This is a genomic window from Bradyrhizobium sp. Ash2021 (assembly GCF_031202265.1).
Taxonomy (GTDB): Bacteria; Pseudomonadota; Alphaproteobacteria; order Rhizobiales; family Xanthobacteraceae; genus Bradyrhizobium.
On sequence record NZ_CP100604.1, the window covers coordinates 4,988,591 to 5,006,610 of the forward strand.

Annotated in this window: 27 protein-coding genes; 8 read left to right on the forward strand and 19 right to left on the reverse strand. The window is 59.0% G+C overall.

Annotation, left to right across the window (positions count from 1 at the left end; genetic code table 11):
* The first annotated feature begins 149 nt into the window (after positions 1-149).
* Positions 150-988, forward strand: a protein-coding gene (locus NL528_RS23835; RefSeq protein ID WP_309176895.1) for an IS5 family transposase whose coding sequence is annotated in 2 segments (ribosomal slippage) — positions 150-534 and positions 534-988 — 840 coding nt in all. Because the reading frame shifts where the segments join, the coding sequence is not laid out codon by codon here.
* A 61-nt stretch (positions 989-1,049) separates the two neighbouring features.
* On the opposite strand, the gene NL528_RS23840 is transcribed toward NL528_RS23835, so the two are convergent.
* The 14 genes from NL528_RS23840 to NL528_RS23905 form a co-directional block, all read right to left on the reverse strand.
* Positions 1,050-1,247, reverse strand: a complete 198-nt coding sequence (locus tag NL528_RS23840) for a hypothetical protein (RefSeq protein WP_309176896.1) — start codon at positions 1,245-1,247, stop codon at positions 1,050-1,052.
* Positions 1,248-2,073: 826 nt separating this feature from the next.
* Positions 2,074-2,256: a hypothetical protein gene (locus tag NL528_RS23845; protein ID WP_057855957.1), complete on the reverse strand. Its 183-nt coding sequence runs from the start codon at positions 2,254-2,256 to the stop codon at positions 2,074-2,076.
* A 303-nt stretch (positions 2,257-2,559) separates the two neighbouring features.
* Positions 2,560-3,537 carry an ABC transporter substrate-binding protein gene (locus tag NL528_RS23850; protein WP_309176898.1) on the reverse strand — a complete coding sequence of 326 codons (978 nt, stop codon included), beginning with the start codon at positions 3,535-3,537 and terminating at the stop codon, positions 2,560-2,562.
* Positions 3,538-3,700: 163 nt separating this feature from the next.
* Positions 3,701-3,886, reverse strand: a complete 186-nt coding sequence (locus NL528_RS23855) for a hypothetical protein (protein WP_309176899.1) — start codon at positions 3,884-3,886, stop codon at positions 3,701-3,703.
* A gap of 46 nt (positions 3,887-3,932) precedes the next feature.
* On the reverse strand, positions 3,933-4,235 hold the full coding sequence (locus tag NL528_RS23860; RefSeq protein WP_309185019.1) for a DUF3551 domain-containing protein: 303 nt from the start codon (positions 4,233-4,235) through the stop codon (positions 3,933-3,935).
* Positions 4,236-4,286: 51 nt separating this feature from the next.
* On the reverse strand, positions 4,287-4,547 hold the full coding sequence (locus NL528_RS23865) for a hypothetical protein (protein WP_309176900.1): 261 nt from the start codon (positions 4,545-4,547) through the stop codon (positions 4,287-4,289).
* A 256-nt stretch (positions 4,548-4,803) separates the two neighbouring features.
* Positions 4,804-5,058 carry a hypothetical protein gene (locus tag NL528_RS23870; RefSeq protein ID WP_309176901.1) on the reverse strand — a complete coding sequence of 85 codons (255 nt, stop codon included), beginning with the start codon at positions 5,056-5,058 and terminating at the stop codon, positions 4,804-4,806.
* Positions 5,055-5,717 (reverse strand): SOS response-associated peptidase family protein, encoded by a 663-nt coding sequence (locus NL528_RS23875; RefSeq protein ID WP_309176902.1) that lies wholly within the window; start codon positions 5,715-5,717, stop codon positions 5,055-5,057. The genes NL528_RS23870 and NL528_RS23875 overlap by 4 nt, the downstream gene beginning before the upstream one ends.
* 9 nt (positions 5,718-5,726) lie before the next feature.
* Positions 5,727-5,984, reverse strand: a complete 258-nt coding sequence (locus NL528_RS23880; RefSeq protein ID WP_309176903.1) for a hypothetical protein — start codon at positions 5,982-5,984, stop codon at positions 5,727-5,729.
* On the reverse strand, positions 5,984-6,445 hold the full coding sequence (locus NL528_RS23885; protein WP_309176904.1) for a hypothetical protein: 462 nt from the start codon (positions 6,443-6,445) through the stop codon (positions 5,984-5,986). Before NL528_RS23885 ends, NL528_RS23880 begins: the two co-directional genes overlap by 1 nt.
* 120 nt (positions 6,446-6,565) lie before the next feature.
* Entirely contained in the window at positions 6,566-6,745 is a 180-nt protein-coding gene (locus NL528_RS23890) for a DUF2158 domain-containing protein (RefSeq protein WP_309176905.1), read from the reverse strand.
* 226 nt (positions 6,746-6,971) lie between these two features.
* Entirely contained in the window at positions 6,972-7,352 is a 381-nt protein-coding gene (locus NL528_RS23895; protein ID WP_309176906.1) for a DUF2513 domain-containing protein, read from the reverse strand.
* Between the two features lie 99 nt (positions 7,353-7,451).
* Positions 7,452-7,739, reverse strand: coding sequence for a hypothetical protein (locus tag NL528_RS23900; protein ID WP_309176907.1), 288 nt, complete (start codon positions 7,737-7,739; stop codon positions 7,452-7,454).
* A gap of 407 nt (positions 7,740-8,146) precedes the next feature.
* Complete coding sequence (locus NL528_RS23905; protein ID WP_309176908.1) at positions 8,147-8,560, reverse strand: hypothetical protein; 414 nt, start codon at positions 8,558-8,560, stop codon at positions 8,147-8,149.
* Between the two features lie 363 nt (positions 8,561-8,923).
* On the opposite strand from NL528_RS23905, the gene NL528_RS23910 reads away from it, so the two are divergent.
* The 4 genes from NL528_RS23910 to NL528_RS23925 all read left to right on the forward strand — a co-directional run bounded on the left by NL528_RS23910 (position 8,924) and on the right by NL528_RS23925 (position 11,386).
* Positions 8,924-9,421, forward strand: a complete 498-nt coding sequence (locus tag NL528_RS23910; RefSeq protein ID WP_309176909.1) for a hypothetical protein — start codon at positions 8,924-8,926, stop codon at positions 9,419-9,421.
* Positions 9,393-10,535: an AAA family ATPase gene (locus NL528_RS23915; RefSeq protein ID WP_309185020.1), complete on the forward strand. Its 1,143-nt coding sequence runs from the start codon at positions 9,393-9,395 to the stop codon at positions 10,533-10,535. Before NL528_RS23910 ends, NL528_RS23915 begins: the two co-directional genes overlap by 29 nt.
* A 193-nt stretch (positions 10,536-10,728) precedes the next feature.
* The gene (locus tag NL528_RS23920; protein ID WP_309176910.1) at positions 10,729-11,091 is read left to right on the forward strand and encodes a hypothetical protein; all 363 of its coding nucleotides are present in this window, start codon (positions 10,729-10,731) and stop codon (positions 11,089-11,091) included.
* Positions 11,084-11,386 (forward strand): hypothetical protein, encoded by a 303-nt coding sequence (locus tag NL528_RS23925; RefSeq protein ID WP_309176911.1) that lies wholly within the window; start codon positions 11,084-11,086, stop codon positions 11,384-11,386. Before NL528_RS23920 ends, NL528_RS23925 begins: the two co-directional genes overlap by 8 nt.
* 912 nt (positions 11,387-12,298) lie before the next feature.
* Here the strand turns inward: NL528_RS23925 and NL528_RS23930 are convergent.
* The 5 genes from NL528_RS23930 to NL528_RS23950 form a co-directional block, all read right to left on the reverse strand.
* Positions 12,299-12,862, reverse strand: coding sequence for a hemerythrin domain-containing protein (locus NL528_RS23930; RefSeq protein WP_309176912.1), 564 nt, complete (start codon positions 12,860-12,862; stop codon positions 12,299-12,301).
* 201 nt (positions 12,863-13,063) lie between these two features.
* Entirely contained in the window at positions 13,064-13,276 is a 213-nt protein-coding gene (locus tag NL528_RS23935) for a hypothetical protein (RefSeq protein ID WP_309176913.1), read from the reverse strand.
* 305 nt (positions 13,277-13,581) lie between these two features.
* Positions 13,582-13,992, reverse strand: a complete 411-nt coding sequence (locus NL528_RS23940) for a hypothetical protein (RefSeq protein WP_309176914.1) — start codon at positions 13,990-13,992, stop codon at positions 13,582-13,584.
* 43 nt (positions 13,993-14,035) lie between these two features.
* Positions 14,036-14,530, reverse strand: coding sequence for a phage holin family protein (locus NL528_RS23945; RefSeq protein WP_309176915.1), 495 nt, complete (start codon positions 14,528-14,530; stop codon positions 14,036-14,038).
* A gap of 1 nt (position 14,531) precedes the next feature.
* A complete protein-coding gene (locus NL528_RS23950; RefSeq protein ID WP_309185021.1) occupies positions 14,532-14,807 on the reverse strand; it encodes a hypothetical protein in 276 nt (91 codons plus the stop codon).
* 124 nt (positions 14,808-14,931) lie between these two features.
* Between NL528_RS23950 and NL528_RS23955 the strand changes: the two genes are divergently transcribed.
* The 3 genes from NL528_RS23955 to NL528_RS23965 are packed head-to-tail and all read left to right on the forward strand — an operon-like array spanning position 14,932 to position 17,963.
* Entirely contained in the window at positions 14,932-16,074 is a 1,143-nt protein-coding gene (locus tag NL528_RS23955) for an ABC transporter permease (RefSeq protein WP_375143889.1), read from the forward strand.
* Between the two features lie 2 nt (positions 16,075-16,076).
* Positions 16,077-16,856 carry an ATP-binding cassette domain-containing protein gene (locus NL528_RS23960; protein ID WP_309176917.1) on the forward strand — a complete coding sequence of 260 codons (780 nt, stop codon included), beginning with the start codon at positions 16,077-16,079 and terminating at the stop codon, positions 16,854-16,856.
* A gap of 3 nt (positions 16,857-16,859) precedes the next feature.
* Complete coding sequence (locus NL528_RS23965) at positions 16,860-17,963, forward strand: MlaD family protein (RefSeq protein ID WP_309176918.1); 1,104 nt, start codon at positions 16,860-16,862, stop codon at positions 17,961-17,963.
* Positions 17,964-18,020 lie beyond the last annotated feature (57 nt).

Consider the following 18,020-nt stretch of genomic DNA (forward strand, 5'->3'; position numbering starts at 1 on the left):
GCTCGCACCCTAGTTACGGCCGGATGGCAGGTGCAGATCACCGACGAGTACGGCAAGATATTTCGGCCTAAGTGTCTGTCCTGGAAGTTCTTGAATCGGATGAATCATTTGTGATTCAAGGGTGGTGGCCTGATTCGTAGGAGCCGCCCATGTGGACGACGAACAACCGCGCTCGTTATGATCGTAGCTTCTTGCGCTATCCCAGCGATCTGACTGATGACGAATGGGCGCTTGTTGAGCCGCTGATCCCGCCCGCCAAGCGCGGCGGCGACAAGCGCACGGTGATCATGCGCGAGGTGGTGAACGGCCTCATGTATATTCTGTCGACAGGTTGCCAGTGGCGGGCCATTCCGAAAGACCTGCCGCCGCGTTCGACCATCCATGGATATTTCGATCTGTGGAGCTGGGATGGCACGCTCGATCGCATCCATCACATGCTCTATGTGAAATGTCGCGAAGCGCTTGGCCGGGAAGCCAGTCCCACCGCCGCCGTCATCGACAGCCAGAGCGTCAAAAGCGCTGAAAAAGGGGGTCTTCGATCGATCCGCCGGGTTACGATGCGGGAAAAAAGATCAAGGGCAAGAAGCGCCACATTCTCGTCGATACGCAAGGCCTGCTGATCCACGCCATCGTGCACGCCGCCGACATTCAGGATCGCGATGGCGGCGAACTCGTCATGGCGACGCTATTCGGTCTTTATCCATTCCTGCTGAGGCTCTACGCCGATGGTGGCTATCAAGGCCCCTTGTTTCGCCGCGCTATGGCAAAAATAATGGCGCAAGTAAATGTCGAAATCGTCAAGCGATCCGATCACGCGAAGGGCTTCATCGTCTTGCCCAAGCGATGGGTCGTCGAGCGCACGTTCGCGTGGCTTGGACGATGCAGGCGCCTGGCCAAGGATTGGGAAAATCTCAACCGCCGAGGCCTCGCATTCCTACGTCTCGCGTCGATCAGGCTCATGCTGAGAAAGCTATGCAATCCAACATGATCTTTCCGGACAGACTCTAACAGGTTCGAGGAGCTACTCAGATTTTACCGAAAGCCTCCGATTAGGTTTTGAGCGTCCGCGCTGCTTCGGCGTCGCGAGCCAATCGCTCCGCCTTTAACCGCTCGTGGTTTGCATGGAACGCCTTTTGAGTGCGTTCATACTCGGCCATCGCTACCTTGACGTCCGCCTCCTTGAAGGCTTTTCGTGCCTCACGCTCGGCCGCGGTGGGCACCTTCCGTTCGTATGTGTAATCCCTCATTTCCTCCTCCTTTTGCGTTTGATTACTACGCAATGTTTTGTCGATGGGTCGAAAGTCGCATCGGAGTTTCCCGGGAGCTCAAGGCCTAATTTGCCCTTTTGTGTTTACACTTAACTACGTCGGCGAGTGCAAATCGCCTTGAAGCCAGCGTCCAAGAGCCTTGGACTTCATAGGATCTTCATACGCGGCCAGGGCTGTAACTACGCGATTGCAGATAGCGCACTCAAACGTATGCAAGTCGACGCCTGGGCGTGCTGGCTCGATGCAGGTAAGCATCATCTCGGCCTTGCACTTCGGACAGGCGGGGCGCCCAAATGCAACCGGCGGAATGGCGGACGACATGCGTTGAGATTGGGGCATATGATGCCTCCCTAGAATAGGCGGGAGCGCAACACTCTCTGTCACCGGTGGATGCCCGTGATGCAGCGGTGATGGAGCTTTATGGATCCCGATCGAACCAAATAGCCAGTTAATTCGTGTTCGGTTGCCGATTAGTGGTTACAGAGCGATTCAAGGGTCAAAACAGGGCCAGCGCGCCATCCGCGGTGCGATCAGGACGCTAAATATTTCGGATTGGGACGGAACGATTCACCTGGGCTGGTCTTGGTCCTCAGCAATCGGCGATCCTATCTCCGAAAGCCAAGCCACCGACCGGTCGACATTTTACCCAATGCCCGGCGGGAGGTCTCAAACGGCCTCAGATGTGCGCACACTGAGGCCGTTTTGCTTGTTCAATGACCCATCTGCGACATTGGGCAGCACTCAAGAAAGTGCACGATCTCACTTGATCGGCGGAATGGTTCGCCCAGGCGGCGATGTCCTGAGCCTACGCGCTAATGTTCAACTGCCGCAGCACGTCAGCGATGAGTTGCTTCACGTCCTGATGGCCACCGTTGTTGAAGGTGATGCGCGTGCCTTGTCCGTCGGGCAGTGGTGTGGCGGTCACGATCCTATCCGTGTTGATGACGATGGGCTGATCGTCCGGTTGCGTGAACTGCACGAATGCCATGAAAGATCGATCCTGCCTGTTGGGCGCGCGAGCCGCGCGCGGCGCCCCGAAACCTGCGACGCGCGGGCGTCAAGGTCAAGCCTGTGTACCGAAAACGTAAAGGCGAGGCGCTTCAAATGGCTTGCGGCGTTTGTACCCGCTCCACCCGATGCGCCGCCTCGCTTCCCGGGGAGGGCAGCACTCATCTACGCGGTCGCGGAATGACCGCTGTTGTGCAGGTTTTCGGATGCCGGGATGCCGAGATCCTGCCCAGCCTCGGACAGCCGGCATCCGAAAACCTGCACAATAGGCGACAAGCCCCGGCTATTCGATCAGCTCGTCGGCGCGGGCGAGAAGCGCGGGCGGCACTTCGAGGCCGAGCGCTTTCGCGGTCTTGAGGTTGATGACCAGTTGGAAACGAGTTGGCTGCTCGACCGGCAAATCGGCGGGCTGGGCGCCTTTGAGGATTTTGTCGACGTACACGGCAGCCTTGTGAAAAAGGTCCGCATATATCGCGGAGTACGCCATCAGCCCGCCTTGGTCGGCGAACCAGCGCGGCACGGAAACCGCCGGCACGCGGTGTTGCAGCGCCAGCTCGGCGGCGCGCTTGCTCGGCAGGCTGGGCTGAACGATGATGGCGGGGGGCCGGTCTCTCTCCATCGCGGCGAAAGCGCTCTCGAATTCCTCATTGTTGCTAATCCTGATAGGCTTGATTGCGGTTCCGGTGGCTTCGCCGCCAAGCTGGATCTGTTCGAGGAAAGGTTTGGAGAAGGGATCGGTCGCGTTGACCAGAGCGGTGACCCGGCGCGCCGACGGCAGCATGTCGCGGATCAATTGGACGCTTTTGCCGGCCAGTTCGGCGGTTACGCTCGCGATGCCGGTGACATTTCCACCCGGTCGGGCAAGGCTCATGACAAGGCCCGTGCCGATCGGATCTCCGGTCTCGGCCATCACGATCGGGATTTCCCGCGTCGCTTGCTTTGCAGCCACAGCGGTGGGCGTAAACCAAGTGACGATGACATCGACCTTGAGACGAACTAGCTCAGCTGCAAGTTCGGGAAGCCGGTCGATCTGTCCTTCCGCCGACCGAAACTCAAATCGAATGTTCTGCCCCTCGATATACCCCAGATCGCGTAGTCCCTGCCGAAACTCCCGCCAGAATTCTTCCGGGCTTATATTGCCGATAACCAGCGCGCCGATGGTCGGCACCTCCGGCTGCTGCGCGCGCGCCGCGAGCGGCCACGCAATCGCCGCGCCGCCCAGTGTGAATATGAATTCTCGCCGTCGGATGTGGATTGCCATGCTAACCCTCCCACCGGAGGTCGTATGCACGCAATAGAGGGGACGATATCACGTTTCAGCGAAGGAACAAACAATGCTTGTGCGCTGCGATGCGTTCCTGATCAATCATCGGATATCGTCCCCGTTCTAGCACGTACCCCTGGCTGTCGACCACCCTTGCCATTCACTGTGATCGGAACGTAAATGCAAAACGACCTTCGGCATCGGTCAGCTTGATCGCTAGCAGCATCGTGTCAGGATATTCCTCGCCGTGATCCATGGTTTCGAAACGAAGCCCAGTGCCATCCAAATGCGGGGCCAGTGGGCGTTTGTCGGCTGTCATCTCTTCAAATTTGTGAGCGATTTTCATCGGAGGTCTCCCGGATGCCCCTCTTACTCGGAACAAAATTCTGGCACTAGTAGACGCGGTATCGGCGGTGGCGTGGCCTCAGCGGCCCTTCGCGCGTGTTTGCGAAATATGGATTGACTACGCATTGCGCCGCGCGGCCCGACGCCGACATGGCGCACTGAGGCAGTGATGTGTACCGACACTCGTAATAGTTGGCCCCCAGGGTATAAACGTGTAGGCAAACCGGGTAGGCCGGATCGTAGGTTTGAGCCCGCGCCCCCGCCACAGAGGCGCCCCCGATCACCAAAACCGTCAAAGCCAGATTGCGCATCAGAACCTCCCTTCGGATCGGCGACTGCGGTTGGGTCATCGCTCCCGCTTTAATTTCCGTTTTGCCCAATGTGTATCCTTCGGCGACGAATTAAAGACCCCCTCGACGTGGCGGTTCAAATCCACGCATGACGCCAATGCGTGTGAACATTGACGGTCCGCCATTCTCCGCAACTAATATCAGCGCTTCCATCGCGGCCTGCCATTTCGGTTCATCGTGTTCGGCTTTTGGCAGAGCGATGATGTATTCGGCGGCCTGCTTTAGCGTGGTCAGCTTGCGGCCATCGGGGATCAAAATCGGGTCTTCAAAGCGACGGGACCAACCAGACTGACGCACAATTAAAACCCCCAATTTTATTTCTGACGGTGAGCAATATTGAACTGCGCAGCCGACGCGAACCCATTTTATAAATGCTACTTGCGGTGAATTTCCTGTTCGGGCTTTAGCCCGCCTTGCCTGCAAAGGGGGTCTGCCTGATTGCAGGAAGTGATTAGCGTCGCCACCGAAAACATCATGATCACAATAAAGGCCGCGCTGAGAACCAGTCCGGCAATCAGAATGAGATAGCCTCGTTTGCTCAAATCGAACATCGTGGCGAAGTTTATCGCTACTCCGCACCATCGGCCAGCAAAACAATCCGCGTTCCAGATGGATCGATCTCAAACCATTTTTGCGCGGCGGCGTGTTTCATCCCGATTGAATATTCCTCGACACTGCCACCGGCTTGCGTGAATTCAGTGTTCGTTGCGCCGGTGTAGGCATGGGGCAGGCCGCTCTCATTAATCGATCCGCGAACGATGTCGAGCAGCTTGCGCGCTGCGGCGTCGGGATCACTGAATGGTCTGTCGCCGATAAATTTCATGCCGCCGCCCGATCTTCCTTGTCCGCACCACGCGCAACGATCTTCAAAGCATCATCCCGTAGCGGTCGCTGCAACGCTTTCGCTTCATCCCACGGCGCGCGTAGCCACCCGTCGCGGTCCTCATCGGTCGTCAAGATCACCGGCATGGCCTTGGGGTGGATCGGTTCGACGACCGCGTTCGGTGAGGTCGTGAGGAAACCATAAACGAGGTGAGGGCCGGGGATCGGCTTGGATTTCGTGCCACGGTCGCCCTTGAACTCGGTCCAAATGCCGGCGAAGGCGCAGAGCGGCCGATCGTCGTTCAGCGCGAACCAGACCACGTCTTTCTTTTTCGTCTCCGGGTTCGGCTCCGGTGCATATTCGGCGAAGCTGTTGAAGGGCACCAGGCAGCGGTTCCCCGGCTTCAGCCAGCCCCGCCAATGCGGCGAGGAGGTGTTGCGGATGTTGGTGACAGGCGGTCCGCCGGTCCTCGGAGGCGGCGGCATTCCCCAACGCATCAAGATCATCTCGCGCTCATCGCCTGCATTGCGGATTACGGGCGCGGGATAGTCCGGAAAAACGCCGGGCATCGGGGGCAGGTTGCCGACGTAACGATTGATCACGCGGAAGAGGGCGCGGATGGCCTCCTGGTTCGTGGTGATCGAATAGAGATTGCACATGCTGTGGTCCTAAGGATGGGCGTTCGCATCGTCCGAACAATCGGCGAGGCGTCCGCCTGCTCGGATGCACGCTCGGTATAACCACGGTTCAACGTAATCGACGACCTGCAGCAGGGCCTCGGTCGCGTTTCGCCAAGGTGTGGCGTTCTGCTTCGCCTTCGGCAGCGATTGGAAATATTCGCCCGCGTCCATCAGTGTGACGAGCTGGCGGCCGTTCGGTAGCGGGATCGGATCGAAGAACTCGCGCTGCCATCCCGCTTTGGCCATCAGCGCCGGATGCCGTCGACCTGATGCGCGGTCGTTATGTGCGGAACATGCACGAGCGTGTGCTCGAGCCGGTGGCTGTCGAACGTCTCGCCGCAGGGGCAGCGCATCATGCTGTTGGGCCGCTGCGATGAAAAGCGCTCGCCGCGTTCCCACATGGCGTATTTTCGCGTCGTCCAGTCGCGCTGATCGCGGTACGCCTTGAAATCGGGCTCGGTTCGGTTCGATAGAAACACGTTCCAAGCGGCTTCGAATTCGGAGCGAGCCAGGTCGAAGGTTTCCGCGGTACCGCTCCGGATTTCGCCGGGCTGCGAGCCGGGATAAAAGCCGGCCATCCATTCCCGCTGATCGGTTTCGACCGGGCATCCATTGCGCCGCGCGATCGTGCCGGCGTGCACATCACCGAAATAGACGTGCCAGCAGTCGGAGCGTTCCGCATAACGGCGGCGGGTGAGTTCTGGCATGCCGGCATCAAAGCGCGGCGCCGGCCGTTAAGCAATCGCACCAGATGTTGGGGCAGAAAACTGGTCCGACCCGCCGCCGGTTCTGGGTTGAGACACGGCAGCGGATCGCGCAGCGCGCGACTATTCGACTTTCTTCAATACGGCAATCGCGAAGACCTTCATGCTCTCTTTGGAGCCATCGAACCAAACGCAGTTCGCTCCCTGGCCGATCCCCGGGTAGGTGCCCATCTTTTGGACCGACATTTTCGGACCGCCAGACTTCAACTGGACCACATCTCCCGCTTTAATCTCGTCTGCCATTTCTTCCCCACAGATCGCGCTGATTCGCGATTCGCTGGAGGATGACACGCCTGACGCGTGTGCAGCAGAAAATACTCGCTTATCCCGGTTATTCACGGAGCGGCTCAATACTCTTCGCCTGCACGAAGCTGAGGCGAGATATCGCGGCCGGGTCGGCAGATGCTTTATTCGGCGCTAGTTTTGACAATGCGCGCGGCGTGAGCGCACGAGCGGCGAGTGAGCCCCTCTAGATCTTGAGGCCAGTTCGCTCTTCGATTTGTTTTTTTATAAATCCCTTAGCAAGTTCTTTGATTATTTCGACGGTCCAACTTCCAATCCCGTCCGCGGTGTCTTTCGTCAATCGCCACACCTCATCATTCTTAATGGAGTCGAGCAGATCATGACCTTCCCAGGTCAAGCCAGCAAACCTAAGTCGATTGTCCATGCCGTTTTTGCCCGGGGAATTAAACATACCTTTTTGCTGCAATAGGCCTAGATGATAGTTGATCTGATTGACGTCCCGCCCGGGAATGCCAACGCCCTCGGTCGACCCGTCGATCAACATGATCTGGCCAGGCCAAATTTCAAGTGCCTCGAGGCGAAGCAACAGGGTACGGATCAACTCCATGTCTCTTTTCATTGCGGCACCCCGGTTCTCTCAATTGGCAATTTTCGACGCCATTGATCGGTTTGATGCGGGCATCAGCGGTGCATAATCAATAGCTGCTCAAACCCGGACGTTCGGATCGTCGTAAGGGAGTCCGCGTTCCGTCACCTGCAGGTATTCACGGACGGCCGATGCCTTGCTGACGAGATCGCGAATTCGGCTGGCGTAATGGTGTTCATGCGAGTTCACGCTTTTGACGTCTCGCATATAGTCGCCCATTGCCTCGGCACTAAAAGCCGGATTCTCAACAACCTCATGAAGACAGCGGAAAAACCGCTTGTCATCGAGGGGATGCGACGTGTGCCAGGTTTCGACGCGAAGGAAGGTATCGAAGATTTCGTATTTCATGTGATCATACCAGCCGTTTTACAATTGCGCATCCGCGCGTTCGAGCACGTTCGAAAACTCGCGCGAGCTCCGGATCGTCATCGAGCGCGGAGCGTTCATTGAACTTCTCGTCCTCACGCCAACGGGCACCCGGCATTGGTTCTGGCAAATTCGCTGGATCTTCCGCATAGGCGACTTGGTTTGTAACGCGGCCAAAGTCCAAGCCTTCCAAGAATTTTCGCATTACTTGCCCTTCTACAGCGATTCGCGATCAGGTTGCACCATTGCATGACAGCTTCGGGGTGGGAGTCGCAGGTCCGTTTCGTGAGCGGAAACTTGAGCGGGATCCCGCCGGCAGCCAGATGCTTTACCCGGCGCTAGTCTTGTCAATGCGTTAGCTTGTCGTGAATTTTGAGCAGGTAAGGCTTTTAGCTTGCGGCTTTTTTTACCGCCCCCACCAAGAGCTCTTTGAAGCGCGCAGTTGTGTCTGGATCAGAGATCTTGCCGAGCTCATTCCCGCCGTAGCCGCCGTGGGTGACGGTACCGAGCGTTCCATCAAGAGCAATTTTAAAAATGATCGTTTGCCCGTTGCCCCGCGCCTGTACGGTAACGTTATAGACGCCGGGTTGGGCATTCATGCTCTGGGTTTGCCCCCCGATGTCCTTTAAGGCTTCATCAGTGTCTTTTAGTATAGGATAATACACCTGTTTTTCCCAGCTTCGAACGTCCGCTGTCCACTTTTGCAGTTGCTCTTGGCGCTCTGTGGCGTGCTGTTCTTTATTCTTCTCTTTCGCGTCCTTCTCCGCTTGGGTTTCGGAAATTGCTTTTTTGAACTCGTTCATAGTCATCCCTCCTTGGCAAAACTTGTTCGCGCGCACGTCACCCGAAATAAAACGCAGGCTTTCCATTGACTGTGTAAACCCAATCCTCCGCGACATAGTATTCGGCCTTGCCGCTTTTGATGTCATGCCACCGGCCGGCTCATTACAGGAACAGGAATTGGCTCACCCGACAACCCGGTGAGCCAAAATGACGAGCAAGACATTGAAATTGTTAGGATAGGAAAATGAAGTGGCGATCCCAGCAGAACTAGCACAGCGGCGGAAATCAACAAGTTAGACTGGCAAACCGGCACAAGCGCTGCCATTGAACCCAAAGGCATTTCCGCAGAGCTGGCAAACGTCATCGAAGGCCAACAGCTCGGTGTGGTCGGCCGCGCCATCTATGACACCATCAATACCTGTTCCGACATTCATCATCTGGACGAGGCCGCCCGGCTGCTCTGGAAGGGTTATGGCGAGGGGGCAATCGGCGATGCAGAGGCGACCTACCTTTCGTCCTGTATTGACCGCCGCCGTCCCATGGGCCGCCGCACTGCGCCTGGACACACCACCCAGCCTGGACGGCTCAATGGCCGAATAATGGGTCGGTTCGCGTCCCGGCAGCGCCAGCGGTCTCCGGATCGCAAGGCGTCACGCGACCGTCGCCGGATGCTGGGCGGTTCCAGCGCGCTCCCTGACAACCTGCGTCACCACTACACGGAAGGGCAGCGCGCCGTCCTGTGCATCGTTGCTGGCGAGGTCAGGGTGGTCCGTTTTCACCCGCGATGCCCTTGGCTCGGTGACGGCGGATTGATTGAGTACCGGCCCGCAATGATCTTGGCATCCGGCGACAATTCCGTCGCGCCGCTTTCTCGACCGTGATCGGCATTATTGTCGGGGCGCAGTCGGAGCCACCGTTGCCGCAGGCGGTCGCGCGAAGACGACGCGCTCCAATTATGAGGCCATCTCCTTCTGTCTTGGCCGCGACCTCGCCACCGGTGAGAAAACTCCCGAGGGACCGCTGCGGGTCCTGCTCTTGAACGGGGAGGAGGACCAGGATGAACTCGACCGGCGCGTCGCAGCCACCTGCCAGCACTACGGCGTAAAGGAAACAGATTTGGCCGGTCGACTGTTTGTTCAGAGCGTCCGCGACAACCCGCTGAGGATCGCGAAACTTCCCAAGGGCTCAGCCCAGGCCGAGGTCGATGCGGCGATCATGGAGAAGATCGAGACCCTCATCACGGCGCGCAACATTGACGTCTTCATGGTCGACCCGCTGATCTCGTTTCATGCCGTAACCGAGAACAGCAATGAGCAGATGGATGTTGTCATCAAGCAAGGGTTCGGCGTCATTGCGCGGCGGACACGGACCGCCTGCGAGGTCTTCCACCATCCCGGCAAGCCCAAGCAGGGCCAGGCCGATACCGCCGTCGAAGACGGACGCGGTGCCTCGGCAATCCTTTGGGCCGTCCGTTCAGCCAGGGTGCTGAACTTCATGTCGCCCGATGAAGCCAAGAAACTCGGCATCCCCGGTGATGAGCGTCGGACCTATATCAGGATCGCCAACGGAAAGGCCAACATGGGCCAGGTCGGCAAGGCAAAATGGATGCGCCTGGTCATCGAACGACTGCCCAATGGCGACGAGGTTGCCGTCTCCAGTTCATGGACGCCGCCAAACCCCTTCGACGGCGTCGCAACACGCGACATGGAACTGGCGGAAAAACTGGCGGCAACTGGAGAATACCGCGCCGATAGCCGCTCACCAAAGTGGTTCGGGTATGCCATCGCCGAGCATCTGCACATCACCGTCTCCTATGGCGCGGACAACGACCCGAAAGACGTCGCGCGTCTCAGCGCAATCATAAAAACGTGGATCACGAACAAGGTTCTGCGCATCGAGACGCGCAAGGACAGCCAGAGCAGAGACCGCGAGTTCATCGTGCGCGGCAGCAAGCCTGAAACCATCGAGAGCATGGAAGACGATGAAATAATGTAACTGGAGAACAACTGGAGAGAACTGGAGGGCCAGACAGCTTGAGGTCCAACACTTTCCTCCAGTCTCCAGTTCCGCCAGTCCCCTTAGGGACGGCGGACTGGAGTGGAGGATTGGACCGGCCGGTAAAACCATCGATCCTCATCAATCATCACGGTGATCTTGCGCTCGAAAGAAACAGGCTTAGGTTGGCGCGATGAGCGACTCCGCGACCAGCACCTCAGATCGAGACAGCAAGTCAGGCCGATTTCTAAGCGGATGCAAACCGGGGCCGGGCCGGAGGGTTGGTTCGCGCAATGCCCTCTCTGAAAGTTTTGTCGCCGATCTCAAAAACTGCTGGGAGCTGCATGGGCGCGACGCTCTGGATCGCGTCGCACGAGATCAGCCGGAAGTGCTGCTCAAGGTGATCGCATCGCTGATGCCTCGCGACGTCAACTTGAGCTTTTCGGTCGATGCGTCCGAGTTCGCCAGTCGATTCCGGACCGCGACTGAGTTGCTGGGCAACAGCCCCGAGCCACCGCGCCTGCGTCGTCCTCTTCGGGTTATCAATCATGATTGACGCTGCGGACCTTGAGCGATTGAAAGCGCTGGAGGGCACGGTGCCTGATACCGATGCCCTGCTGCCTCTCACGTCGATCCCGGAAATCATCGCCTACGTCGTCACGTCCTGCCGCGCGGATGGCGCTGACGAGGGGGACATTGCCGAGTTGTTGGTTCGGGCCGCCGATCTGTCGCCGGATGCTGTACGACGCGCCGAGCGCGTTCTGAGGCCACTCGGATACGCCCAGGTCTCCGACCGACTGAGGAAGATTGCGGGCAGGCGGCAACATAGTCTCGCGCCGCTCGAAAGTTGATGGGGTTGCCCCAAAAACTTGGCCCGCCGTATGTGCAAACCGGTGCCGTGAAGCACGTAAGACGTTGAACTGCTTATCTGTTTATCTCAACATTAAGGGCCTTGGGCCAATGTTTGGGGCAATCAAGTAGAGCAAGACGTCACTGCAAGCCATCGCCGCCGACGCAGGTATCGCGCGTGCTTGCTCGCCGGCCGGGGTGATCGCCGCCGGGCTCGGTCTCGGATTCTGTAACGGACCCTGTACTATGCCCGGCAGCACCTTCCATCGGGCCGCCGGCGACATTTCTATTCAGGCCTCGGCTCAAACGGGTCCCATCTCCCGGTTTTCCACGGGTCCCATCCCTTTCCGGAATTTTTTCACCAATTTTTACCTGGAGCCGCTGCGGAGCCCGCTGGCGCGTGCAAACTCTCTTGGCCGTCGGCGGTGTCGGGGATTTCAGAATAACGCATGGGCGGGCTTCCCTTGGCCCGGCGCGCTGCGCGTCCTCGCTGATCGTACCAGGCGCGAGCGGTTCGGCGGATGGGCAAACTGTTGAAGGAGTTTGATGGGCGGGGAAACAATAAGCATTTGGCGGGTAGGCGGGTCCATCGCTGCGGCCAAAGCATTGACCGGCGCGGGTGTTCTATTACTTTTCGGTATTCTATGCAGGCGTCTCGATGAATGTCTCCTCTTGAGGCCGAAGCGGACATCACGACCCCAAAGTGCCACTTCTGCTTTTGGACCCAAAGCCGACGTCATCAACGCGGCCTGTGTCCGCTGTTGTACGCCAATGGCGATCGCGACAGCCCTGATTGCCTTTCGACGCCCAACTCCAAACCATCGAGTGGGGAACGAAGCGATCATCCGAATAACTCAAAATCGCCAAGTAAAATAAGAAAGAGCCGTCCACCGCGAGCGCAATGCAAAGCTCGACTAATGCCGTCCTGCTTCAGCCTCTTGTTCCGACTGCAAGATATGCGCTCGTGGCGCATAGAACGTCTTTTCGGCCACCTCGCTAAACAGCGGATCCTTCCGAATGATCAGGGTCGAAGCGATCTCCGTCCAATCTTGAGGCTCTAAAGCCTTGAGGGCGGCAGGAAAGAAATCACGATCTTCCATCATGATGTGGCACCGCTCGTGCTCTATGAAATCGCGAACGATGGTATCCACATCTTGCCGAAGAATTTCACGGCCCGCGAGAACCCCATCAACCGCTTGCGCGGCGCGGCGCAAACGCTCGGCCCCTTTTTGGTGCTCAAGTGTGAGGTTACCCACCTTTGCAGCCGCAGCGGGATCACGAATTTTGAACTTGGCAAAGACTAAGTCTTCCAGAGGATGATGGTACAAGTCCGGGTAAACTTCAAAATAGTTAATGATCGTGCGAATAACGTCATAGTCGGGACGGTCCCCGCGATCGAAGATCTCCAGTTCGCGCTCAAGGACAGCGAGCAGCGTCTCAATATTGCGATGCTCTTGACATAAGCGTTCAATGATCATCGCAGCCTCCAATGAAGCATTGACGAAACCAAATTAACGTGAAAACAGACTGAGCTTCTTGCGCTAGATCAAACCCGGGCCGAACGGGGTGCCGCGGCAATTTCAATCTTCGAGCATGCCGAACCGCCCGCTGAGTCGGAGCGAGGCAGCCGATATTGCCGCTTACATCGGATCGCTTCGCAAATAGCGCGGGCAGCGATCTTACGACGAAAACTCGGCGTCAGTTACGTGAACGCGATCCGCATGAAGGGACCACTCCTTCACATTTTCGGTTTCACAAAACCTTAGCTTTGCCAAGTCCGCCGCGAGCGTTTTATTTCCAGCTTCGATTTCAAGCGAACGTTGGCAAATTTCAGCTTCATGCCCATTCGCGCCAAGAACATCCTTCATAAATCGAGCAACGTAGCGTGACATTGCAGCCTCCCGTGACCAGATTTCAACGATCATTGATGATGCAGATCGAACAATCACGTTTGAGCTAAATCAAACGGGCGCAAAAATGTCGAAGCGTTTTCGAGATTGGAGGCCCTTTGGCCGCCTAGCGCGGCTCCGGGCAGGCATGACAACACCTCGATCGTCGCCGTCGCACTGGCGGAACTGTCGCGGCCCGCTCCTTTGCCGAGGGACTACCGACTTATGGGCGGTGGACTCCGCTAGATCAACCGTATGAGGGCGGCGCGCTCATTCATCCGGTGAACGCTGCTGCGATCACGCCGTGGCTAAAGATACGACATCGATGTCACGCGGTACGGGTGCATCTTGCCGCGCTCGTTGATCGAGACATATTCGCCAACCACAAAGCGTTCGTCCGCGAAATGATATCCATCTTCGTCGGGTAGACTGGCTTCGCCGTCATAGTGAAATGCCCAGGCGCCGCCTGGATGGTAGACGAGATGACCATGCTCGTCCTGTTCGTTGGGGCGCAGCCGTGCGACGCGGCATGCTTCACGATGCGTGCGCCACAATTTCGGGTCGATACGGCCTTCGGCATCGATTGGCGCCACGAAGATATACGCTACCTCGTCGTCACCTTCGGGATGGCCCGGTTCGCGGGCCAGCGCAATACGGATTTGCCGAAATTGGGCGGGCAGGGAAGCATTCAGGATCGGCTTCGGTTGGGCTCTTGACATAGTGGTAACGCTCCTTTTTGTGCTCGGGCGAATGCTGACGTGATCAGTTGGTTTCCGCAGCGGCCGGGGTAGCGGAGGCGGCCGCAGCCTTCGATTTTTTCAAACTCTTGACGATGATTGTGATCAGCGGCACCAGAACGAGCGGCAGGACGCTGTTCAGGGGATGCTGGACCATGCCGGTGAAGTGCGATTGCATGGCCCGGGCCTCGATCTGTAGCGCGTCGACGGCGGAGCCGTGAATTTCGTTGGCGAGTTCGAGTTCGCGGCCGGCCGGCGGCCTCCCGGCGATCACGAACAAGATCGCTGCGATCACAAAATTGACTACGCCAAGGATCGCGGCGGCGGAAATCGCGCTCCAGATCTGGACGAGGGCGAAATAGGCCGACAGCTCCAGCATCAGCAGACCGAAGCCGGCTATCAGCGCGGCAAACGCCCGCAAGCCGAGACCAACCAGCATATGCCGCATCCGGATATCCGCGATGATCCGGTCGGTGCGCCACAGCGTACGCAGGTTTTTGACGACATTGTCGCTGTCCACCTCAGTGCCTCCGCATCATGAAGCCGATGACGACGCCGAGCGCGAAAGCGGATGCGAGCGTCGCAATCGGTCGCTCGGCGATCAGTTTCTCGACGTGATCTTCTTCCCCGTTCAAGGTCTCGCCGAGCTCGCTCAAGGCCGCCTTGATCTGGTCGGCGAGGGCGTCGGCGCGTGCCTTCGCCGCGTCGAAAAGTCCGTCGCTGCTCGTGTCGAGGAGCCGCGACACCTCGCTTTTGAGGGCCCGCAGCTCATCCCCCAGCTCGCTTGAATTGAACATCGCGCTCACTCTTGTTGCGTCAACTATTCGAACTCTAGGTCGGCTGGCGACCGGCGCCTTGAGGCAGGTCAACATGGGAGCCGCCGACGCGGCCTAGGAAGGCCCGGCTATATTCTTGAGGGAAATGATCTTGGCGACTGCACCAATGTTAACGGCCACGCCATCCGGCGATTTGCTCGAATTGCGCCCGAGCGGGTCCTGGACATCGGCCAATGTGACCACGCTCGAGCGGCTTTCCGACGCCGTTACGCCGCAGCTCGACCAGTCCCGAATCGTCAAGCTGGATATGGCCGAGATACGCGAACTGGATACGCTGGGTGCCTGGCTCCTTGAAAAAATAACGCGGCGCGCGCAGTCGGCGGGTCGTCGCACCGAAATGGTCGGCGTTGCCGACGACTATGTCGGCCTGATCGAGGAGGTCCACCAGGTCAACCGCCGCAATCCGGCCCCGGCGCCGGTGCTAAATCCGGTCGTGGCCAAGGTCAACGACATCGGTCGCTCCGCGGTCGGCGCGAGCGAAGACGTTACCGTATTCCTGCAGATGCTGGGTTCGCTGTTTCTGGCCATCTTCGGCGTGCTTCGCAGGCCGAGATCGCTGCGGCTAACATCGCTGGTTTACCAGTTCTACCGGGTTGGCTGGCAGGCGATACCGATCGTCGTGCTGATCACCTTCCTGATCGGGGCGATCATTGCGCAACAAGGCTTCTTCCATTTCCGCAAATTCGGTGCCGATTCCTACGTCGTCGACATGGTCGGGATATTGGTGCTGCGCGAGCTCGGCGTGTTGATCGTCGCCATCATGGTCGCCGGCCGCTCCGGAAGCGCCTACACGGCCGAGCTTGGATCGATGAAAATGCGCGAGGAAATCGACGCGCTCGCGACCATGGGCCTCGATCCCGTCGAAATCCTTATCCTGCCCCGCGTTATCGCGCTGATCTGTGCGCTGCCGATCCTGAGCTTCATCGGATCGATGGCTGCGCTCTACGGCGGCGGCCTGGTGGCGCAATTCTACGGCGGCATGGAACCGGAAATCTACATCGCGCGGCTGCATGAAGCGGTGTCGGTCACGCATTTCGAGGTTGGCATCATCAAAGCGCCCTTCATGGCGCTGGTGATCGGCATCGTCGCCTGCAGCGAGGGCTTGCAAGTGAAGGGAAGTGCCGAGTCGCTCGGCAAGCAGACGACGACTTCGGTCGTCAAGTCGATTTTTCTGGTGATCGTGCTTGACGGTCTGTTTGCGGTCTTCTTCGCGTCGATCGGAATGTAGCGATGCAGGAAGTGCCCCCGCAATTCGCCATTCGCGTGCACGATCTCGTGGTCGGTTTCGGCAAGCATATCGTCATCGACCACCTGGCTCTGGATGTCCGAAAGGGCGAGATCCTTGGCCTGGTGGGCGCCTCAGGCGGCGGCAAATCGGTGCTGATGCGCACCATCATCGGGCTGATCCCACGATGGGCGGGAACCATCGAAGTGATGGGCGCGACGATCGGCGATACGCATAGCCGCAGCACGCAGAGCGCCGCTGGAAGGTGGGGTATCCTGTTCCAGCAGGGGGCGTTGTTTTCGTCCCTTACGGTGCGGCAGAACATCCAGTTTCCGCTGCGGGAAAATCTGGTTCTGTCGCAGGTGCTGATGGATGAGATTGCCACCGCCAAGCTCGAAATGGTCGGACTGGCGCCGGAGGACGGTGACAAGTTTCCGTCCGAATTGTCCGGCGGCATGACCAAACGCGTGGCGCTGGCGCGCGCGCTCGCGCTCGACCCCGCGATCGTGTTTCTCGACGAGCCGACCTCGGGGCTCGACCCGATCGCGGCGGGCGATTTCGACGCGCTGATCAAGACATTGCAGAAGACGCTGGGGTTGACGGTGTTCATGGTCACCCATGACCTCGCCAGCCTGAATACCGTCTGCGACCGCGTCGCAGCGCTGGCGGACGGCAAGATTGTCGCGATCGGACCGATGCGCGAACTGCTCCAATCCGAGCATCCCTGGGTGCGGGCCTATTTCCACGGCAAGCGCTCCCTGATGCTGCAACCCAAAGCGAGTTAAGAGATGGAAACCCGCGCTCCCTTCGTCGTTGTCGGCGCCTTCGTTCTCGCGGCCATCGCCGCCGGGTTCGGCTTCGTTTACTGGCTTCACAATACCGGCGGGCTTGGGCCACGCGTGACCTATCACGTGCAGTTCGATGGCTCGGTGCCCGGGCTGTTGGTCGGCGCGGCCGTCCTCTTCAATGGCATCCGCGTCGGCGAGGTCAGCGATCTCGGCCTGGCGCCGGACGATCCGCGCCGCGTCAATGCGACGATCTCGGTATCGTCGGCGACGCCGGTGCGGGCCGACACCAAGGTCGGTCTGGAATTCCAGGGTCTCACCGGCGTCCCCGTGATTGCGCTGGAGGGCGGCACGGCGAAGGCCAATTCCGGCCCGGTGCCGACGCTGATTGCGGAACAAGGGGCGGGCCAGAGCATGACCCAGGCCGCCCGGGACGCATTGCGGCGGGTGGATTCGGTGCTGGCGGACAACTCGGGGCCGCTGAAGGACACCATTGCTAATTTCAAGGTTTTTTCCGAAGGACTGTCGCGCAATACGGCAAAACTCGACGGCATCGTCGCCGGCCTCGAACGCATGACCGGCGCCACGCCGCCGCCGCCGAAGATCACCTATGATTTGCGCGCCGTGCAAAATCCGGGAGCGCCGGGCAAGACCATCAATGTGCAATGGGCGATCCCGGAGCCCACCGCCGTGGCGATGCTGGAGACGCAGCGTTTCCTGTTCCAGCCGGCGCAGGATTACCCGGGGTTCTCCGAGGCGATGTGGGCCGACGCGCTTCCGAAATTGATCCAGGCGAGGCTGATCGAGAGCTTCGAGAACTACGATCTCGCGCATGCGCCGCTGCGCATGGCCGATATCGGGCAGACCGACTTCCAGCTCCTGATCGATGTCCGGCGCTTTCGGATTGCCGTCGATTCGACGCCAGCCGCCGAGATCGGATTGTCGGCTAGGATCGTCGACAAGAGCGGCAAGGTGGTCGCATCGCGCCTCTTCGAGGAAACCGAGAAATTCGACAAGGTCGAGCCGCCGGCCGCGGTCGCCGCATTCGACGAAGCGTTCGGCCGGCTCGCGAAAAATATGATCGCCTGGACGGCGCAGGCGCTGTAGGCGAGGCGGGGGCTGGTCTCGGTGCCGCGGCCCGGAGCGGTACGCCCCGGGGCCCAC

Coding starts and splice junctions, on each gene's coding strand:
- NL528_RS23840 (WP_309176896.1), bottom strand. CDS start 1,247: ATGAGGGATTACACATACGAACGGAAGGTGCCCACCGCGGCCGAGCGT.
- NL528_RS23845 (WP_057855957.1), bottom strand. CDS start 2,256: ATGGCATTCGTGCAGTTCACGCAACCGGACGATCAGCCCATCGTCATC.
- NL528_RS23850 (WP_309176898.1), bottom strand. CDS start 3,537: ATGGCAATCCACATCCGACGGCGAGAATTCATATTCACACTGGGCGGC.
- NL528_RS23855 (WP_309176899.1), bottom strand. CDS start 3,886: ATGAAAATCGCTCACAAATTTGAAGAGATGACAGCCGACAAACGCCCA.
- NL528_RS23860 (WP_309185019.1), bottom strand. CDS start 4,235: ATGACCCAACCGCAGTCGCCGATCCGAAGGGAGGTTCTGATGCGCAAT.
- NL528_RS23870 (WP_309176901.1), bottom strand. CDS start 5,058: ATGAAATTTATCGGCGACAGACCATTCAGTGATCCCGACGCCGCAGCG.
- NL528_RS23875 (WP_309176902.1), bottom strand. CDS start 5,717: ATGTGCAATCTCTATTCGATCACCACGAACCAGGAGGCCATCCGCGCC.
- NL528_RS23880 (WP_309176903.1), bottom strand. CDS start 5,984: ATGGCCAAAGCGGGATGGCAGCGCGAGTTCTTCGATCCGATCCCGCTA.
- NL528_RS23885 (WP_309176904.1), bottom strand. CDS start 6,445: ATGCCAGAACTCACCCGCCGCCGTTATGCGGAACGCTCCGACTGCTGG.
- NL528_RS23890 (WP_309176905.1), bottom strand. CDS start 6,745: ATGGCAGACGAGATTAAAGCGGGAGATGTGGTCCAGTTGAAGTCTGGC.
- NL528_RS23895 (WP_309176906.1), bottom strand. CDS start 7,352: ATGGAGTTGATCCGTACCCTGTTGCTTCGCCTCGAGGCACTTGAAATT.
- NL528_RS23900 (WP_309176907.1), bottom strand. CDS start 7,739: ATGAAATACGAAATCTTCGATACCTTCCTTCGCGTCGAAACCTGGCAC.
- NL528_RS23905 (WP_309176908.1), bottom strand. CDS start 8,560: ATGAACGAGTTCAAAAAAGCAATTTCCGAAACCCAAGCGGAGAAGGAC.
- NL528_RS23920 (WP_309176910.1), top strand. CDS start 10,729: ATGAGCGACTCCGCGACCAGCACCTCAGATCGAGACAGCAAGTCAGGC.
- NL528_RS23925 (WP_309176911.1), top strand. CDS start 11,084: ATGATTGACGCTGCGGACCTTGAGCGATTGAAAGCGCTGGAGGGCACG.
- NL528_RS23930 (WP_309176912.1), bottom strand. CDS start 12,862: ATGATCATTGAACGCTTATGTCAAGAGCATCGCAATATTGAGACGCTG.
- NL528_RS23935 (WP_309176913.1), bottom strand. CDS start 13,276: ATGTCACGCTACGTTGCTCGATTTATGAAGGATGTTCTTGGCGCGAAT.
- NL528_RS23940 (WP_309176914.1), bottom strand. CDS start 13,992: ATGTCAAGAGCCCAACCGAAGCCGATCCTGAATGCTTCCCTGCCCGCC.
- NL528_RS23950 (WP_309185021.1), bottom strand. CDS start 14,807: ATGTTCAATTCAAGCGAGCTGGGGGATGAGCTGCGGGCCCTCAAAAGC.
- NL528_RS23955 (WP_375143889.1), top strand. CDS start 14,932: ATGATCTTGGCGACTGCACCAATGTTAACGGCCACGCCATCCGGCGAT.
- NL528_RS23960 (WP_309176917.1), top strand. CDS start 16,077: ATGCAGGAAGTGCCCCCGCAATTCGCCATTCGCGTGCACGATCTCGTG.
- NL528_RS23965 (WP_309176918.1), top strand. CDS start 16,860: ATGGAAACCCGCGCTCCCTTCGTCGTTGTCGGCGCCTTCGTTCTCGCG.